This window comes from Citrobacter sp. 172116965, from assembly GCF_013458095.1.
GTDB classification, from domain to species: Bacteria; Pseudomonadota; Gammaproteobacteria; order Enterobacterales; family Enterobacteriaceae; genus Citrobacter; species Citrobacter braakii.
This window is the reverse complement of sequence record NZ_CP046673.1, coordinates 4,881,039-4,900,026: the sequence shown is the minus strand read 5'-3', so window position 1 is coordinate 4,900,026 and position 18,988 is coordinate 4,881,039. Positions and strand designations below refer to the sequence as shown.

Here is an 18,988-nt window from a genome sequence, read left to right as displayed (position 1 = left end):
TTATTTCCCTCACAGGTTGATGTGACCAAATGTATTGTTCCAGTCATGTTCAAACTTCTCTATTGCTGACTCTACCGCAGGGGTATTGAGCATTTGTTGCGCTACGTCTAATGGCAGGGTGATTGCTTCGCATCCTGCCAGTAAGCAATCCAGCGCCTGACGAGGGGTTTTAAAGCTGGCTGCCAGTACCATGCTGTTTGGCGCATGCAGTTCCAGTAACGTTTGCAGTTCTTGTACCGTGCGAATTCCGTCGCCGCCCTGCGCGTCAATACGGTTAACGTAAGGCGCGATATATTTCGCCCCCGCCAGCGCTGCCAGCAGCCCCTGAGAGGCACTGTACACGGCGGTTCCCAGCGTGGTGATGCCCTCTTTTTTCAGCATCTTGATCGCGGCCAGACCTTCGGATGTCACCGGGATTTTTACCACCAGACCGGGGACCGCGTTGCTCAGACGTTTGGCTTCGTCCACCATGCCTTGTGCGTCTCGGCTCATGGTTTGGGCAAACAGAATGCCCTCTTCGCCAATGGCGTTTTGCAGGCGCGGCAGCACATCCCAGATGGATTCTTTGCTTGCTGCCACAATGCTTGGGTTGGTGGTGACACCCGCGATAGGGAAGATGCGTGCCAGACGTTCGACTTCCGCGACGTTGGCGGTATCAAGGTAAAGTTCCATACAAAAACACCCTCTTTAAAGTTCAAGTTCATGTTGCAGCAGGCTGGCGATAGCGTCGGCAGAGGCGGCGTTAACCAGCGCGTTACGGAATTCTTCATGCATAATGCGCCGTGCCAGACGCGAGAAAATACGCATATGCTGGTCGCCCGCGGCGTGTTTGTTGAGCGTCAGCATAATAATGAACTGCGCATCATCATCACCCCAACGTACCGGCGCTTGCAGGCGCGCTACGCTGATAGTGGACTGCTCAATATGTTCTGATTTGCTGTGTGGAATGGCGAAGCTAAAACCTAATCCGGTAGAGAAGACCGCTTCGCGCGCCCACAGATCGGCTTCCAGTTTACGCGGATAGCGGCAACGACCTGCCAGCAGGAGGTTGTCGGTCATCCCTTTGATGACCTCCTCTTTACTACGCCAGTCGCTATCCAGCGTGATGCACTCGGCGGTAACCAGAGGGGTATCCTGTTGGGTCATACGGAACTGAGCCAGCAGATGTTCGACCTCCAGCGACGTTCGACACGCCATTGCTTGATTCAGCAACTGACGGCAGGCGCGGCTGTCAAGTTGCGCCATCCGCGCTTTGGCGGCGGGAATGGAGGGAGCGCTCATGCTGATCTCGTCCAGACCCAGTCCCACAAGCAGCGGTAGCACTGAACCTTTAGCGCCAAGTTCGCCGCACAGGCCAATCCATTTCCCCTGCCGATGTACCGCCTGTACGGCGTAATCCAGTGCGCGCAAGAAGGCTGGATTCAGGCTGTTGTAATGGCGGGTAACTTTGGCGTTGTCGCGGTCGACCGCCAGCAGATATTGCGTCAGGTCATTACTGCCAATACTAAAGAAATCAATTTCTTCGCAGCATTGATCGATGATGAACATCACTGACGGAACCTCCAGCATGATACCGAGCGGGATCTTCTCATCAAACGGGATGTGTTCAGTGCGCAGTTGCTGTTTGGCTTCGGCCAGCTTCTCTTTGACCCACAGGATCTCTTCCATAGAGGAGATCATTGGGATCATGATTTTCAGGCTACCGTGCGCTGATGCGCGCAGGATCGATCGCAGTTGTGTGGTAAACAAAGCGGCGTATTCTTCATAGATACGCACCGCGCGATAACCAAGGAACGGGTTGGCTTCGGCAGGAATATTCAGGTAATCAACGGGTTTATCACCACCGATATCCATGGTGCGCACAATGATGCTGCGTCCCTGCGCGGGCTCCAGCGCCTGGCAGAAAATGTTGTATAGCTCGTTCTCATCCGGGGCGCAGGTACGGTCCATATACAGCATTTCCGTGCGAAACAGGCCAACCGCTTCCGCACCGTTGCCAAAGGCTGCTTGCGCTTCCACGGAATGGGCGATGTTGGCGGCGACTTCCATGCGGATGCCATCACCCGTGCGCGCCTCCTGGGTCAGCCAGATACGTTGTTGTTCTCGAATGGCATCCTGGATACGGGCTTCCTGCTGGTAGTAACGTACGACGGATTCATCAGGGGCAACAATGACCGCTCCTGCGTTACCATCGATATAAACCGTTTGCTGCAGCCATGGCATCAAGGATTCAATATCCACGCCAACCAGCGTAGGAATGTTGAATGACCGGGCGAGAATCACCGTGTGTGAAGTGGTACCGCCGCTTTTTAACAGCAAGCCTTTCAGCAATGTTTTGTCCAGTTCGAGGAACTGGCTCGGTGTGAGCTCGTCCGCCATACAGACCGTAGGCTGGGTTAGTTTTCCCGGCGCAGGAAAACGCTGCTCTCCATAAATTTGCTGCAGAAGCTGGAAGCAGACATCGCGCACATCCAGCGCACGTTCCTGTAAATAACTGCTGCTGGAGCGGGCGAATTCATCACAAAAATGTCCGGCACTTTCGACAATCGCCTGGGCGCAGCTTAACCCGCGAGATACTCCAGCGAGCAAGTGCTGACGCAGTGAGAGGTCGCTTGCCAGCGAGCGGTGTGCTTCCAGAATCGCACTGGTTGCGCCGTCGCTGTCGAGTAACCGAAACGCAATATTCTTCATCAGCAGCGTTAAGCCGTTATCCAGTGCCGCCTGCTCGGTTTCAATATCTTTAGCGGATGGGAGATTGTTAAGGGCGTTGAGATCCAGCGAAGAGAGCAGACTCAGTACGCCTCCCGCACTGCCGCTGCAGACGGTGCGAGCGCGAAAAAGCTGTGGGTTTAGATTGGTGAGGGATGCAGGAAGTGGCTCCAGCTCGTTGCTTTTGGCTTCCGCTAGCGGTGCATCGCAGTGTGGAAATTCATTACGTAACCATTGGGTTAAATGCTGGTGGGCTGCCTGTTCATCTGCACCGGAAATCAGCAACTGGCAGCTATCACCCGCCAGAGTATCGGTGCCAATCAGTGCCAATGCGCTCTTGGCGTTACCCCTACGTTCGGTACGCAGGTTGTGCCACTCAATGTGCGAAGTAAAGGTGTTGCACTGCGTTTCTATGTGACTTGCCGGGCGCGCATGTACGCCATTGGGCAGCTCACAGGTAAATTCCACAATCAGGGCCATAGCCTCATCTCCCATAACGATTTCTCGCTACAGGATAAAAGGGCAACGCCTGAACCTGCCATCTGACAAATCTGCCAAAAACTGGATAAATGTAATGTAACCATCAAAGTGAGATATCCCTCACAAGTCAGCATGTCCTCTATAAATTCCGAGAAACTACAAGTTATGAGGCGGATCGCATTTTTGCGCTGACATTACAAAAGTCCAGCAAATGGCCTTTTTATCCACTGTTTGCGCCGCGTCGGATTGCCTATTGTTTTCCGCAACAAGTTTATGGATATGGGCTTTAGGCAGCCTGGGAGCGACTTATGAAAGAGTTGGTACAAATCCTGAAAAATACCCGTCAGCACCTGATGACAGGTGTTTCGCATATGATCCCCTTCGTAGTCGCGGGTGGAATTTTGCTGGCGGTCTCCGTCATGTTGTATGGCAAGGGCGCGGTACCGGATGCGGCGACCGATCCTAATCTCAAGAAACTGTTTGATATTGGCGTCGCAGGGCTGACGTTGATGGTGCCATTCCTTGCCGCTTACATTGGTTATTCCATTGCTGAACGTTCTGCTCTCGTCCCTTGTGCGATTGGCGCATGGGTGGGAAACAGCTTCGGCGCAGGTTTTTTCGGCGCGCTAATTGCCGGGATTATTGGCGGTATCGTCGTCCATTATCTGAAGAAGATCCCCGTACATAAGGTGTTGCGATCGGTAATGCCTATCTTCGTTATTCCTATTGTCGGCACCTTTATCACCGCAGGCATCATGATGTGGGGCCTGGGAGAACCCGTTGGCGCGTTAACCACTAGCCTGACCGAGTGGCTGCAGGGTATGCAGCAGGGCAGCATCGTGCTGCTGGCGGTAATTATGGGACTGATGTTGGCCTTCGATATGGGTGGGCCGATTAACAAAGTTGCCTACGCCTTCATGCTGATTTGCGTGGCGCAGGGTGTTTATACCGTGGTGGCAATCGCCGCGGTAGGGATCTGCGTGCCGCCGCTGGGCTTAGGTTTGGCGACGCTGATTGGTCGTAAGAATTTCTCTTCTGAAGAACGTGAAGCCGGTAAAGCCGCGCTGGTGATGGGCTGCGTTGGCGTAACGGAAGGCGCAATTCCTTTTGCTGCCGCCGATCCGCTGCGCGTTATCCCATCCATTATGGTGGGTTCGGCCTGCGGCACGGTAACCGCCGCGCTGTTTGGTGCGCAGTGTTATGCCGGCTGGGGCGGGCTGATTGTTCTGCCGGTCGTTGAAGGAAAATTGGGTTATATCGCGGCGGTTGCCGTGGGGGCTGTAGTGACCGCAGTGTGCGTTAATGTACTGAAAAGTCTGGCGCGGAAAAAAGTGTCTCAGGTCGACCAGAAAGAAGACGACCTGGATTTAGATTTTGAAATGAATTAAGCGAGGAATGAGTCATGACCAAGATTATCGCAGTAACTGCATGTCCTTCTGGCGTTGCCCACACCTATATGGCCGCCGAAGCGCTGGAAAGCGCCGCTAAAGCCAAGGGGTGGGAAGTAAAGGTTGAGACTCAGGGGTCGATCGGTCTGGAAAACGAACTGACCGCGGCGGATGTGGCAGAAGCCGACATGGTGATTCTGACCAAAGACATTGGTATTAAGTTTGAAGAGCGTTTTGCGGGCAAAACTATCGTTCGTGTCAACATCAGCGATGCAGTGAAACGTGCCGACGCCATCATGAACAAGATTGGCGCACACCTTGCGCAAACCGCATAACGGTTTGTTTGCCGGAGGGGGGGGCGACTTATCCGGCCTACTGATACGTAGGCCAGATAACCACAGCGCCATCTGGCATCAGTTTTTCTACAGGAGTTCCTCATGACTAACCGTATCCAACGTTTAAAAAACGCTCTGTTTCAGAATAACCGCGAAATTTCGCTTGAGCGTGCGCTGCTATATACCGCCAGCCACCAGCAGACGGAGGGAGAGCCGGTTATTCTGCGGCGGGCGAAAGCCACCGCATATATTCTTGAGCACGTTGAAATATCGATTCGTGATGAGGAACTGATAGCCGGGAACCGTACCGTTAAACCGCGGGCGGGCATAATGTCACCGGAAATGGATCCTTACTGGCTGCTCAACGAGCTGGAGCAGTTTCCAACCCGTCCGCAGGACCGTTTTGACATCAGCGAAGAGGATAAACATCTCTATCGCGATGTGCTGTATCCGTACTGGGAAAAGCGGTCGATGAAAGATTTCATCAACGGTCAGATGACCGATGAGGTAAAAGCCGCTGTCCGTACGCAGATTTTTAGCGTTAACCAGACGGATAAAGGTCAGGGGCATATCATTATTGATTATCCACGCCTGTTGAATCTCGGGCTTGGCGAACTGGTAGCGCAGATGCGGGCGCATTGTCTGCAGCAGCCGGATAACCACTTTTATCAGGCTGCGCTGCTGCTGCTTGAGGCTTCGCAAAGCCACATTCTGCGTTACGCCCTGCTGGCAGAACAAATGGCGGAAAACTGCCCGGATGCGCAGCGACGTCAGGAATTGCTGACGATTGCGGAAAACTCCCGGCATAACGCCCAGCATAAGCCACAAACCTTCTGGCAAGCATGTCAGCTGTTCTGGTACATGAACATTATTTTGCAATATGAGTCCAACGCCAGTTCGCTCTCACTCGGACGCTTCGACCAGTATATGCTGCCGTTTTATCAGACCTCGCTGACGCAGGGGGAAGATCCTGCATTCTTAAAAGAAATACTCGAATCGCTATGGGTGAAATGCAATGACATTGTACTGCTGCGATCCACCAGCAGCGCGCGCTATTTCGCTGGCTTCCCAACGGGTTACACCGCACTGCTTGGGGGATTAACGGAGAATGGTCGTAGTGCGGTAAACGTACTGTCGTTTCTCTGCCTTGATGCTTATCAGAGCGTACAACTGCCGCAACCAAATCTCGGTGTGCGCACGAACGCGTTGATCGATACGCCGTTCCTGATGAAAACGGCACAGACAATTCGCCTCGGGACCGGCATCCCGCAAATCTTTAATGATGAAGTGGTGGTGCCCGCATTTCTTAACCGTGGCGTCTCGCTGGAAGATGCGCGAGATTACGCGGTAGTCGGCTGTGTCGAGCTGTCTATTCCTGGCAGAACATACGGTTTGCACGACATCGCCATGTTTAATCTGCTGAAAGTAATGGAAATCTGCCTGCATGAGAACGAAGGCAATCGCGCGCTGACGTACGAAGACCTGTTGAAGCATATTCGTGCCAAAATCAGCCACTACATTACGTTGATGGTCGAAGGCAGTAATATCTGCGATATCGGTCATCGCGACTGGGCGCCGGTGCCGCTGCTCTCCTCGTTTATTAGCGATTGCCTGGATAAAGGGTGTGATATTACCGACGGCGGCGCGCGTTATAACTTCTCAGGCGTACAGGGAATCGGCATTGCGAACCTGAGCGATTCGCTGCATGCGCTCAATGGACTGGTATTTGAACAACAGCGCTTAACTTTTGACGAACTTTTGTCGGTGCTAAAAGACAACTTTGCTACCCCGGAAGGCGAGAAAATTCGCGCCAGGCTGATTAACCGCTTCGAAAAATACGGCAACGATATTGATGATGTAGATAACATCAGCGCCGAACTGCTGCGTCATTACTGCAAAGAGGTAGAGAAATACCAGAATCCACGCGGCGGGCAATTTACGCCGGGTTCATATACTGTCTCTGCGCACGTGCCGCTGGGTTCGGTCGTTGGAGCGACACCGGATGGTCGCTTCGCCGGGGAACAGTTGGCGGACGGGGGGCTGTCGCCGATGCTGGGGCAGGATATGCAAGGGCCGACGGCGGTATTGAAATCGGTCAGCAAGCTGGATAACACATTGCTTTCCAATGGGACTTTGCTGAACGTGAAGTTTACGCCAGCCACACTGGAAGGTGAGGCTGGTTTACGCAAGCTGGCGGATTTTCTGCGGGCATTTACCCAGCTCAAGCTCCAGCACATCCAGTTTAACGTGGTGAATGCCGACACATTGCGAGAAGCGCAGCAGCGCCCACAAGATTTCGCCGGGCTGGTGGTGCGCGTGGCGGGTTACAGCGCCTTCTTTGTCGAGCTGTCGAAGGAGATCCAGGATGACATCATTCGCCGCACCGCGCATCAGCTGTGAGGTTATTGACCCACGTGGCGAGGACGTCGCGCGTATATTTAATATTCAGCGTTACTCACTGAATGATGGACGGGGTATTCGTACGGTAGTCTTTTTTAAAGGTTGTCCGCATACCTGCCCGTGGTGCGCCAACCCTGAATCTCTCTCCCCACGTATTGAAACAGTACGGCGGGAGAGTAAATGCCTGCACTGTACACCCTGTCTACGTGATGCTGATGAGTGTCCCTCCGGGGCGTTTGAACGTATCGGTCGTGATATCTCGCTGGACGAGCTGGAACGTGAAGTGATGAAAGATGATATTTTCTTTCGCACCTCTGGCGGGGGGGTGACGCTTTCCGGTGGTGAAGTGCTGATGCAAGCGCCCTTTGCCGTACGATTCCTGCAACGTCTGCGGCGCTGGGATGTTCGCTGTGCGATTGAAACGGCTGGCGATGCGCCAGCCAGTCGTTTGTTATCGCTGGCAAGAGAGTGCGATGAGGTGCTGTTTGACCTCAAAATTATGGATGTCCATTTGGCGCGTGAGACCATTAATATGAACCTGCCGCGCGTGCTGGCGAATTTACGACTAATGGTCGCTGAAGGGGTTAATGTCATTCCTCGCCTGCCGCTGATTCCGGGCTTTACGATGAATGTAGAGAACACGCAGCAGGCGTTGACGCTGTTGTCATCATTAGGCATAAAGCAGGTACACCTGCTACCGTTTCATCAATATGGCGAACCGAAATACAACCTGCTCGGATTACCCTGGTCGATGAAAGAAGTGCCCGTCCCGTCGGCGCAAGAGATAGGTTTTATACGTAAGATGGCTGAATGCGCCGGATTTCAGGTAACAGTAGGAGGATAGTATGGCCATCGCACCTGTACGATATCTGGTTGCTGTCACCGCGTGCGTAAGCGGCGTGGCCCATACTTATATGGCCGCTGAACGACTGGAGAAACTCTGCCAGAAGGAGAAATGGAGCATCAAGATTGAAACTCAGGGCGCGTTGGGTACCGAAAATCGCCTGACGGAAGAGGATATTAACCGCGCTGATGCGGTGTTGCTCATTACCGATATTGAACTGGCAGGAGCAGAGCGATTTACGCAGAGCCGATACGTCCAGTCGGGCATTAGCGCATTTCTGCGTGAGCCGCAGCGGGTGATGAGCGCCGTGCGAAAGCTGCTTTCTGCACCACAGCACACACATCTTACTTTGGATTAGCTTTTATCTCCGTCAGCTGGCTGTGGTATTGCCGACGATATTCTGACGGCGAACGTTCGGTATTTTTGCGAAACAGGCGGCAGAAATAGTTGCTGTCAACAAACCCACAGGTGTGCGCCACTTCTTTGATCTTCAGCTCATAACCCTTCAGCAGCGTTTTCGCGTGTTCCAGTCGCGTGTGATTCAGGTATTCGTTAAACCCGATAGCGCCCGTTTTTTGAAACAGGTGGGAGAGGTAATTGGGTGAGATGTAAAACGCTTGCGCGACGGATTCTCGGGTGAGCGGCGAAGCGTAGCGTTCATCAATATAGTCGCGAATGGCTTCGAAAAGCGCCTGACTGCGTGATGCGGTCTGGATCTGGCTGCCCAGCAGATCGCGGCAGTGGCTCAGTAAGCTCGCAACGATTAGCCTGGCGGTTTGTTGCTCCTGCGGTTGCATCTGCATTTCATTGAGCGTTTGCAGCAAGAAAGAGCCAATTCGTGGCCCACGCCGCGCGACGTGCTGGCGGGTAAGATTTTGATATTGCTTGCCGTCCCACTGGACGATGCTGAACCCCAGTTGCTGTTTGCCGAACAGAATGCTGAGCGTGGTGACCGGTGTGAGCCACTGCGGAAAGTTCCAGCTGCCAGCCGGAACGAATAGCACATCGCAAGGCAGTAACGTCGCGGATGCGCCAGTAACTCCGTTATCGGTGAACTCACCTTCCAGCACAATTTCCAGCCGGGGAAAATCGACCTGATACGCCAGCTCCGGCGTTGAGCTACTGGCGCTGGCAAAATAAACCTGGCGCAGCGGCGTGGGGCCGTTAATCAGGCGGGAGAGAAGATGGCTGACGTCGTGATACATGTTAATCCCTTGCAGGCAGCAGACAGGGGAAACAGTAACCGCCATCATAAAAAAAGGCCACTCTTTAAGAGTGGCCGATACGAGTATTACTGATTACCGATTTGATCGCCGTACGGCAGGCTATCGTAATCAATCAGGGCATTCTTTTTGTACGGATTGCCAATCCAGCGGGTCGTCTCTTTGAACTGCGGGCTGGTAATGGATCGGGTCGGATCGAAACCGTCGTAGGTGAATCCCGCTAAATCAGACCAGGTGTGGATAAGCTCTGAGCTGCTGTATTTACGATTCACATCCTGTGAGAAGTCACGCGGGTGTGCAGCCTGCCATTTTTCAGAGGTCCACAGCAGGAACGGTACCGTATACATATGGCGCGTCGGGTTGTCTTCATTACGACCCTGCGTTTTATGCGGTGGCGTATCGTATACCTCCTCCCCGTGATCGGAGAAGTAGAGCAGGAAACCGTTCGGATCTGTCGCTTTATAGTCTTTGATCAGAGTGGCAATGATATGGTCATTGTAGACATTCGCGCTGTCGTAATCGTTGTATGCTTCCAGCTCATCATCATCCAGGCCGGGGGGAACGTTGTCGACATTGTTATCGAATTTACCCTGACCATCCGGATAGCGGAATTTGTACTTAATATGCGTACCCAGCAGGTGCACGATGATGAACTTTTTCGGTGCCGGGTCGGCCAGTACTTCTTTAAATGGCGCCAGCACATTGCTGTCATATTCGCGCGCACTTTGCGTACGCTGCTGATTCATATAGAACTGCTTATCCGTCTGCTTAGAGAACACGGTCAGCATGGTGTTGCGAGCCGTCATCGTCTGCTGATTGGTGATCCAGAAGGTTTTATAACCTGCCTGTTTCATCATATTCATCAGAGACGGTTGAGTCAGGTACAGGTCCGGATTCTTCTCGTTGGCGAAGGTCAGCGCCTGCTGCAGGATTTCAATGGTGTACGGACGTGAGGTCACGACATTATTGAATACGGTGAAGTTAGGATCGGATTTATGCAAGGCATCCAGTTCTGGCGTCGTTTCGCGCGGGTAACCATACAGGCTCATGCGACCACGCTGCGTTGACTCGCCAATGACCAGCACCAGCGTACGTGGAGCATCGCCGGAGTTATCTTTGAAGTTAGCCAGTGGCGGCAGGGCATTGTTCTCATTCAGCAGGCTATTGAGTGAGGTCAACTGCTGACGGTACTGATAATACCCGGAGATGAATTGCCACGGTGCGGCGGGCTCCATACGTGAGGCGAGACCATTTACCGTTTTTTCAAACGGCTTGTGTTTGATGAAAGTGTTAACGGCTATCGGATGCAGAATCAAACCGTATAACAACGCAAACGACACCAGATAGCGCCAGGGCGATGGAATATGAACAGGGCGCAGACGCGTCCACAGCAGAATAGCGATAGCCGTATAGGCCAGGGCGATAAGAACAATTTTTAGGCTGAAATACTGGCTGAGATATTCGCTGGCTTCGTTCGCATTGGTTTCAAACATCACGTACAGAACGCTTTGCGAGAACTCTTGTCCGTAGATGACGTAATAGCTCAGAGCAGCCAGCGAGGCCGCCCATAGCACCATGCCAATGACGGCAGCAATAATACGGATACGGTTTGGAAATAAAAATACCGGGATTAACCACAGCGAACTGAATAGCAAGGAGTCGCGTAATCCATTAGTTCCGCTATATCCGGTTAAACAAATAACGACCTGGAGTAAAGTGGAAAAAAACCAAAAATAGAGGAGCGCCCAACCCAGGGCTTTCCAGCTAAATTTAGGTTTAGACTGGAGTTGTAAGGATTGCATAATGTGAGCCTGTCTTTAATCGTAGCGCCAAGAGTAGCGACTTAATATTAAGAGGAACTTAAGCATCACGATCTTAGGATCGTGTTTTGCTGTTGATATATTCACAGCGTGAATATATTCAGGCGGGAATATATTGAAAAAGAAGCGGTTATGACAGCAGTTTTTGTTGTCGCCTTCGTACAATAGCACGAAGGCGACGAGGGGGGACGTTAGCCTGTATTACGCATGCCGGCTGCGACACCAGCGATTGTCACCATCAGCGCTTGTTCAACGCGCGGATCCGGTGCATTGCCTTGCTCTTCCGCCAGGCGTGAGCGGTGTAACAGCTCAGCCTGTAAGACATTCAGCGGGTCAGTATAAATATTTCTTAACTGAATGGACTCGGCAATCCACGGCAGGTCGGCCATCAAATGTGAGTCGTTGGCAATCGCCAGCACGACATCGATATCGGCTTCCAGGCGCTGACGCAGCTCTTCACCCAGCGGCCACAGTTCTTTTTTGACCAGGCGCTGATCGTAGTATTCTGCCAGCCACAGGTCTGCTTTGGCGAAAACCATTTCCAACATGCCAAGACGTGTGGAGAAGAATGGCCAGTCGCGGCACATTGCTTCGAGTTCGCTTTGCTTACCGTCTTCAACCACTTTTTGCAGTGCGGTGCCTGCACCCAGCCATGCCGGGAGCATCAGGCGGTTCTGCGTCCAGGCAAAAATCCACGGAATGGCGCGCAGAGACTCTACCCCGCCGGTTGGGCGACGTTTTGCCGGACGTGAGCCGAGCGGTAATTTACCCAGTTCCTGCTCTGGCGTTGCGGAGCGGAAGTAGGGGACGAAGTCTTTGTTTTCACGTACATATCCACGATAGAGCTCACAGGAAATATCGGAAAGCTCATCCATAATGTGACGCCAGTTATCTTCCGGCTCTGGCGGCGGTAACAGGTTGGCCTCCAGAATTGCTGCGGTATACAGCGACAGGCTGCTGATGGTCACTTCCGGCAGGCCGTACTTAAAGCGGATCATCTCCCCTTGTTCTGTCACGCGCAGACCGCCTTTCAGGCTGCCTGGTGGTTGAGAAAGCAGCGCCGCATGCGCAGGCGCGCCACCGCGACCAATGGAGCCACCGCGACCGTGGAACAGCGTCAGTTCGATACCGGCTTTTTCGCAGGTTTTGATCAACGCGTCCTGCGCCTGATATTGCGCCCAGGAGGCCGCCATCACGCCTGCATCTTTTGCGGAGTCAGAGTAGCCAATCATGACCATCTGTTTGCCCTGAATAAAGCCACGGTACCAGTCAATGTTCAGGAGTTGGGACATGACGTCATCGGCGTTGTTGAGGTCGTCCAGCGTTTCAAACAGCGGGGCAACCGGCATAGCAAAACCGATACCGGCTTCTTTCAGTAGCAGATGTACGGCCAGTACATCCGATGGCGTTTTCGCCATTGAGATAACATAGGCGGCAATGGAGCCATACGGGGCTTCGGCAATGACCCGGCAGGTGTCGAGCACTTCGCGGGTGTCGTTGCTCGGCTCCCAGTTACGTGGGAGCAGCGGACGCTTGGAGTTCAGCTCGCGGATCAGGAAAGCCTGTTTATCCGCTTCCGACCAGTTTTCGTAGTCGCCAATGCCCAGATAACGGGTCAGTTCGCCAAGGGCTTCAGTGTGACGGGTGCTTTCCTGACGAATATCAATACGTACCAGCGGTACGCCGAAACATTTCACGCGGCGTAGGGTGTCGAGCAATTCGCCATTGGCGATAATGCCCATGCCACAGGCCTGCAGAGACTGATAGCACGCATATAGCGGGTCCCAGAGCTGTTCATTTTGGGTGAGAAGTCCCGCAGGTTTCGGCAATTTCTCGCCTTTCAGACGGGCTTCCAGCCAGGCCTGGGTTGCCATCAGACGTGAACGCAGGGTTTTCATCAGATAACGGTAAGGTTCTGCTGCGCCTTCTTCGCCCACCAGCGCCAACAGTTCCGGTGTGGCATCCACCATCGACAGCTCAGAAATCAGAAACTGAATGTCTTTCAGGAACAGATCGGTCGCTTTCCAGCGGCTGAGTAGCAGCACGTGACGGGTGATATCCGCCGTTACGTTCGGGTTGCCATCGCGGTCGCCGCCCATCCAGGAGGTAAAGCGAACCGGGACAAAATCAACGGGCAGCTTATAGCCCAGATGCTCTTCCAGTTGTTCGTTCAGCTCGCGCAGATAATTTGGTACGCCTTCCCACAGGCTATTTTCAACCACCGCGAAGCCCCATTTGGCTTCATCAACCGGGCTTGGGCGCAGCTTGCGGATTTCATCCGTATGCCAGGACTGGGCAATCAACTGGCGCAGACGGCGCATCAGCTGATGGCGCTCGTAATCGACGAGGTCTTTGTTATCAAGTTGCTTGAGACAGGCGTTCACTTCACCCATTTTATGGATCAGCGTACGGCGGGTGATCTCGGTCGGGTGGGCGGTGAGAACCAGCTCCAGGGAGAGAGATTCGACGGCTTTTTTGATGGTGGCTTCATCGAGGTTGGGCTGCTCTTTCAGTTTACGCAGAGTGCGAGCAATCACTTCCGGGTTGCTGGCTGCTTCGCCTTTTGGCGAAATGCTGTGGTACTGCTCGGCGGTGTTGGCCAGGTTCAGAAACTGGCTAAACGCGCGGGCAACCGGCAGCAGCTCGTCGTTAGACAGGTTTTGCAGCGTAGTGAGCAGCTCCTGGCGATTGACTTCATTGCCGGCGCGGGATGATTTGGACAACTTACGGATTGTTTCTACGCGGTCAAGAATGTTCTCTCCCAGCGCATCCTTGATGGTCTCCCCCAGCACTTTGCCGAGCATACTGACATTACTACGCAACGCGGAATATTGTTCGTTCATATTAACCCAGACACCCCATCTTTAATTTATGCGTCCTGTATCTTTCGCGCGACATCGGCGTTGGCTGCGCTTGCCCACCCGGTCACTTACTTATGTAAGCTCCTGGTATGAGCTCGCTTGCCGCCTTGCTGTGACACGAAATCTCTCGGACTTTGTTTGTTAGCCGTCTTTTATAAAGCCACGTAAAAGTCGTGACGTCAATTGCTGCGAAATCGGTTCAGCAAACGAAAAAATGACGGGAATTTACGTTATTTAATTCACATCGAATCAAATAAGCTTTGCTTATGGAAATGTTAATAAATTACCTCGCTTACCACTAAAGGGTTAGCGAGGCGATAAGCGGTTAATGCCAGCAGAAATGATGCACAACCTGGGTGATCAATTCGCGGGTTGGCTTAATAAAACGAGTTTCCAGATACTCATCCGGCTGATGCGCCTGATTAATGGAGCCAGGCCCCAACACCAGCGTCGGGCAAAGCGTCTGGATAAACGGCGCTTCGGTGCAGTAGTTCACCACCTCAGTCTGTGCGCCCAGCAGTTTCTCAACCACTTGTACCAGTTGATGATCCGGTGGGCACTCATAGCCTGGAATTGGCGGGTGCAGCTCCGACACCGTCAGGCGACCCGGCCAGCGCTCGCTGACCGGGGCCAGCGCGTCGTTAAGTAAGCCATTGAGATCGTTAAGCGTCATGCCGGGCAGTGGGCGAATATCCATATGCAGCTCGCAGCAGGCGCAGATTCGGTTAGCAGCGTCGCCGCCGTGGATGTGACCCAAATTTAACGTCGGATACGGGACGGTAAAAGCATCATGGTGATAGCGCTCTTTCAGATCATCGCGCAGATTCATGATATGGCCGATGGCATCATGCATCAATTCAATGGCATTCACGCCACGAGCCGGATCGCTCGAGTGACCCGATTGTCCCAAAATGCGAATCGCATTAGAGATATGACCTTTGTGCGCACGGACAGGTTGCAAAGAAGTGGGTTCGCCAATGATCGCGCAGTCCGGGCGTAAAGCGGTGGTTTCAGAGAAATAACGCGCTCCCGCCATGCTGGTCTCTTCATCGGCAGTGGCCAGAATGTACAGGGGCTTTTTCAGTTGAGTGACGTCGACGTCACGCAGCGCGTCGAGGATAAAGGCGAAGAAGCCTTTCATATCTGCCGTACCCAAACCGTAGAGCTTATTGTCATGCTCGGTCAGGGTGAACGGATCGCGCGTCCAGCGTCCGTCGTCAAAGGGGACGGTATCGGTATGGCCCGCCAACAACAAACCACCGGCTCCCTGTCCAATGCTTGCCAGCATATTGAATTTATTGCGCGTGTCGGGAACCGGCTGGACCTCCACATTGAAGCCTAAATCTTTGAACCAGCCCGCCAGCAGAGTGATTAAACCTGCATTACTTTGGTCGAGCGCTTCTTCGGTGGCGCTAATCGACGGCATGGCAATCAGAGCGCGGTATATCTCGATAAATGGCGGTAAATTGTTTTTCATTGTTGACACACCTCGGGTCATGATAGTATCAATATTCATGCAGTATTTGTGAATAAAAATACATTAACGTTGAGCGTAATAAAACCCACCAAGTGTAAGGTGAGGTGATAAAGGCTTATATCTGGCAACAGAATCTAAGAAGGTGAGCAGCCCCGATGTTGAATACGCTGATTGTGGGCGCCAGTGGCTATGCCGGCGCAGAGCTTGTGACCTATGTAAATCGCCATCCTGATATGACCATAACCGCTTTGACCGTCTCAGCGCAAAGCAATGATGCAGGAAAATTAATCTCCGATTTGCATCCGCAGTTGAAAGGCATTGTCGATTTACCGTTACAGCCAATGTCAGATATCAGCGAGTTTAGCGCAGGGGTGGACGTTGTGTTCCTCGCAACGGCGCATGAGGTGAGCCATGACCTGGCTCCGCAGTTTTTGCAGGCCGGATGCGTGGTGTTTGACCTCTCGGGCGCGTTTCGCGTAAACGACGGCGCGTTCTATGAAAAATATTACGGCTTTACCCATCAGCATCCCGACCTGCTGGAGCAGGCGGTTTATGGACTGGCGGAGTGGAGCGCAGACCAACTGAAAGACGCGAATCTGATTGCCGTGCCGGGTTGCTACCCGACGGCGGCGCAGCTGTCGCTGAAACCACTGATTGATGCCGGGCTGCTGGATCTCAGCCAGTGGCCGGTAATTAACGCCACCAGCGGCGTGAGCGGCGCGGGACGTAAGGCGTCTATTTCCAACAGCTTTTGTGAGGTGAGCCTGCAGCCGTATGGCGTGTTTACCCATCGCCATCAGCCGGAAATCGCTACTCACCTTGGTGCGGAGGTGATCTTCACCCCGCATCTGGGCAACTTCCCGCGCGGAATTCTGGAAACCATCACCTGCCGTTTGCAAGCGGGCGTAACCCATGCGCAAGTGGCTCAAACGTTGCAACAGGCGTATGGCGATAAGCCACTGGTGCGTCTGTATGACAAAGGCGTTCCGGCGCTGAAGAACGTGGTTGGCTTACCGTTCTGTGATATCGGGTTTGCCGTACAGGGTGAGCACCTGATCGTGGTGGCAACTGAAGACAACTTATTGAAAGGCGCGGCGGCACAGGCGATGCAGTGCGCAAATATTCGTTTTGGCTTTGCTGAAACGCAGTCTCTTATTTAAGGGTGCAACGATGAATCCATTAATTATCAAGCTGGGCGGCGTTTTACTGGATAGCGAAGAGGCGTTGGAGCGTCTGTTTACCGCACTGGTGAATTATCGTGAGTCGCACCAGCGACCGCTGGTCATTGTGCACGGTGGCGGCTGCGTGGTTGACGATCTGATGAAGCAGCTGAACCTGCCGGTGAAAAAGAAAAATGGTCTGCGCGTCACGCCAGCCGATCAAATTGACATTATTACCGGTGCCCTGGCGGGAACAGCGAATAAAACCTTACTGTCCTGGGCGAAAAAGCACCACATCGCATCCGTGGGTCTGTATCTTGGTGATGGCGATAGCGTAAAAGTGACGCCGCTCGATAAAGCGCTGGGTCATGTTGGACTGGCGCAGCCGGGTTCGCCTAAGCTGATTAACACACTGCTGGAAGGCGGTTTTCTGCCGGTAGTTAGCTCCATTGGCGTTACTGAAGACGGACTGCTGATGAACGTTAATGCCGATCAGGCGGCAACGGCGCTGGCGGCAACGCTGGGTGCGGATCTGATCCTGCTCTCTGACGTAAGCGGTATTCTGGATGGTAAAGGCCAGCGTATTGCCGAAATGACCGCCGCGAAAGCGGAACAACTGATTGAACAAGGTATTATTACTGACGGCATGATCGTGAAGGTCAATGCGGCGCTGGATGCCGCGCGCACGCTGGGTCGCCCTGTGGATATTGCCTCCTGGCGTCATGCCGAGCAACTTCCGGCGCTGTTTAACGGCATGCCAATTGGCACGCGGATTTTAGCGTAAACTATTTTGTACCCGATGGCGGTTACGCCTTATCGGGCCTACGTGAACCGAACCTGTACGCCGGATAAGCTAAGCGCCATCCGGCGTTGAAATTCAAGATATTAAGGAAGCAAGTTATGGCACTTTGGGGTGGGCGTTTTACACAGGCAGCAGATCAGCGGTTCAAACAGTTCAACGACTCGTTGCGTTTTGACTACCGCCTGGCAGAACAGGATATTGTCGGCTCTGTGGCCTGGTCTAAAGCGCTGGTAACGGTCGGCGTACTGACCGCCGATGAACAGCTGCAATTGGAAGAGGCGCTGAACACTCTGTTGGAAGAGGTTCGCGTTAATCCGCAGCAGATCCTGCAAAGCGATGCCGAAGATATTCATAGCTGGGTGGAAGGTAAGCTGATTGATAAAGTCGGCCAGCTTGGTAAAAAACTGCATACCGGACGTAGCCGTAATGACCAGGTCGCGACCGATCTTAAACTGTGGTGTAAAGACACGGTTATTGAATTACTGTCGGCCAACCGTCAGCTGCAAAGTGCGCTGGTGGTGACGGCAGAGAATAACCAAGACGCCGTTATGCCGGGTTACACCCACCTGCAACGTGCGCAGCCGGTGACGTTTGCTCATTGGTGTCTGGCCTATGTCGAAATGTTGGCGCGTGACGAGAGCCGTCTGCAGGATTCGCTCAAGCGCCTGGACGTCAGTCCACTGGGCTGCGGCGCGCTGGCGGGTACGGCGTATGAAATCGATCGCGAGCAGTTGGCCGGTTGGCTGGGCTTTGCCTCGGCGACGCGTAACAGTCTGGACAGTGTTTCTGACCGTGACCACGTGTTGGAGTTACTCTCCAACGCTTCTATCGGCATGGTGCACCTGTCGCGTTTTGCTGAAGACCTGATTTTCTTTAATACCGGCGAAGCGGGCTTTGTCGAGCTGTCCGATCGTGTAACTTCGGGTTCATCTCTGATGCCGCAGAAGAAAAACCCGGATGCGCTGGAGCTGATCCGTGGCAAATGCGGTCGCGTGCAGGGTGCGCTGACCGGCATGATGATGACCTTAAAAGGTCTCCCGTTGGCGTACAACAAAGATATGCAGGAAGACAAAGAAGGGCTGTTCGATGCGCTCGACACCTGGCTGGACTGTCTGCATATGGCTGCGCTGGTACTGGATGGCATTCAGGTGAAACGTCCGCGTTGTCAGGAAGCGGCGCAGCAGGGTTATGCTAACGCCACCGAGTTGGCGGATTATCTGGTAGCAAAAGGCGTCCCGTTCCGCGAAGCACACCATATTGTGGGTGAGACGGTGGTCGAGGCGATTCGTCAGGGCAAACCGCTGGAAGCGCTGTCGCTTGCCGACTTACAAAAGTTCAGTCAGGTGATTGGCGATGACGTTTATCCGATCCTCTCGTTGCAATCGTGCCTGGATAAACGTGCGGCGAAAGGCGGCGTGTCGCCACAGCAGGTGGCGCAGGCGATCGACTACGCGAAGGCGCGGCTGGTGTAAAAAAAGAACCCCGTCGC

The 18,988-nt window shown here is 53.4% G+C and carries 14 protein-coding genes; 8 read left to right on the top strand and 6 right to left on the bottom strand.

Going from position 1 to position 18,988, the window contains the following annotated elements; translation table 11 throughout:
• Nucleotides 1-9: 9 nt before the first annotated feature.
• Together fsa and ptsP are read right to left on the bottom strand one after the other, a co-directional pair.
• Entirely contained in the window at nucleotides 10-672 is a 663-nt protein-coding gene (gene fsa / locus GPJ68_RS23685) for a fructose-6-phosphate aldolase (protein ID WP_104651881.1), read from the bottom strand.
• Nucleotides 673-687: 15 nt separating this feature from the next.
• Nucleotides 688-3,189, bottom strand: coding sequence for a phosphoenolpyruvate--protein phosphotransferase (gene ptsP / locus GPJ68_RS23680; protein WP_029139689.1), 2,502 nt, complete (start codon nucleotides 3,187-3,189; stop codon nucleotides 688-690).
• A 308-nt stretch (nucleotides 3,190-3,497) separates the two neighbouring features.
• On the opposite strand from ptsP, the gene GPJ68_RS23675 reads away from it, so the two are divergent.
• The 5 genes from GPJ68_RS23675 (at nucleotide 3,498) to GPJ68_RS23655 (ending at nucleotide 8,514) form a co-directional block, all read left to right on the top strand.
• On the top strand, nucleotides 3,498-4,577 hold the full coding sequence (locus GPJ68_RS23675; protein ID WP_180837030.1) for a PTS fructose transporter subunit EIIC: 1,080 nt from the start codon (nucleotides 3,498-3,500) through the stop codon (nucleotides 4,575-4,577).
• 14 nt (nucleotides 4,578-4,591) lie between these two features.
• Nucleotides 4,592-4,912 (top strand): PTS fructose-like transporter subunit IIB, encoded by a 321-nt coding sequence (locus GPJ68_RS23670; RefSeq protein ID WP_016155279.1) that lies wholly within the window; start codon nucleotides 4,592-4,594, stop codon nucleotides 4,910-4,912.
• Nucleotides 4,913-5,014: 102 nt separating this feature from the next.
• Nucleotides 5,015-7,312, top strand: a complete 2,298-nt coding sequence (locus GPJ68_RS23665; RefSeq protein ID WP_075848797.1) for a formate C-acetyltransferase — start codon at nucleotides 5,015-5,017, stop codon at nucleotides 7,310-7,312.
• Nucleotides 7,278-8,156 carry a [formate-C-acetyltransferase]-activating enzyme gene (locus tag GPJ68_RS23660; RefSeq protein ID WP_101700765.1) on the top strand — a complete coding sequence of 293 codons (879 nt, stop codon included), beginning with the start codon at nucleotides 7,278-7,280 and terminating at the stop codon, nucleotides 8,154-8,156. The genes GPJ68_RS23665 and GPJ68_RS23660 overlap by 35 nt, the downstream gene beginning before the upstream one ends.
• Nucleotide 8,157: 1 nt before the next feature.
• Nucleotides 8,158-8,514 carry a PTS fructose-like transporter subunit IIB gene (locus GPJ68_RS23655; protein ID WP_104651880.1) on the top strand — a complete coding sequence of 119 codons (357 nt, stop codon included), beginning with the start codon at nucleotides 8,158-8,160 and terminating at the stop codon, nucleotides 8,512-8,514.
• Here GPJ68_RS23655 and GPJ68_RS23650 read toward each other — a convergent pair.
• The 4 genes from GPJ68_RS23650 to argE form a co-directional block, all read right to left on the bottom strand.
• The gene (locus tag GPJ68_RS23650) at nucleotides 8,501-9,361 is read right to left on the bottom strand and encodes a helix-turn-helix transcriptional regulator (protein WP_104651879.1); all 861 of its coding nucleotides are present in this window, start codon (nucleotides 9,359-9,361) and stop codon (nucleotides 8,501-8,503) included. The genes GPJ68_RS23655 and GPJ68_RS23650 overlap by 14 nt on opposite strands.
• A gap of 86 nt (nucleotides 9,362-9,447) precedes the next feature.
• Nucleotides 9,448-11,181, bottom strand: a complete 1,734-nt coding sequence (locus tag GPJ68_RS23645; RefSeq protein WP_104651878.1) for a phosphoethanolamine transferase CptA — start codon at nucleotides 11,179-11,181, stop codon at nucleotides 9,448-9,450.
• A gap of 209 nt (nucleotides 11,182-11,390) precedes the next feature.
• Nucleotides 11,391-14,042 (bottom strand): phosphoenolpyruvate carboxylase, encoded by a 2,652-nt coding sequence (ppc, locus tag GPJ68_RS23640; RefSeq protein ID WP_101700762.1) that lies wholly within the window; start codon nucleotides 14,040-14,042, stop codon nucleotides 11,391-11,393.
• Between the two features lie 343 nt (nucleotides 14,043-14,385).
• The gene (gene argE / locus GPJ68_RS23635; RefSeq protein WP_016155286.1) at nucleotides 14,386-15,537 is read right to left on the bottom strand and encodes an acetylornithine deacetylase; all 1,152 of its coding nucleotides are present in this window, start codon (nucleotides 15,535-15,537) and stop codon (nucleotides 14,386-14,388) included.
• Between the two features lie 155 nt (nucleotides 15,538-15,692).
• Between argE and argC the strand changes: the two genes are divergently transcribed.
• From argC to argH, 3 genes are all read left to right on the top strand, one after another.
• Nucleotides 15,693-16,697 (top strand): N-acetyl-gamma-glutamyl-phosphate reductase, encoded by a 1,005-nt coding sequence (gene argC / locus GPJ68_RS23630; protein WP_019077896.1) that lies wholly within the window; start codon nucleotides 15,693-15,695, stop codon nucleotides 16,695-16,697.
• A gap of 10 nt (nucleotides 16,698-16,707) precedes the next feature.
• The gene (gene argB / locus GPJ68_RS23625; protein WP_047415553.1) at nucleotides 16,708-17,481 is read left to right on the top strand and encodes an acetylglutamate kinase; all 774 of its coding nucleotides are present in this window, start codon (nucleotides 16,708-16,710) and stop codon (nucleotides 17,479-17,481) included.
• A gap of 116 nt (nucleotides 17,482-17,597) precedes the next feature.
• A complete protein-coding gene (argH, locus tag GPJ68_RS23620; RefSeq protein ID WP_049040576.1) occupies nucleotides 17,598-18,971 on the top strand; it encodes an argininosuccinate lyase in 1,374 nt (457 codons plus the stop codon).
• The last annotated feature ends 17 nt before the right edge of the window (nucleotides 18,972-18,988 follow it).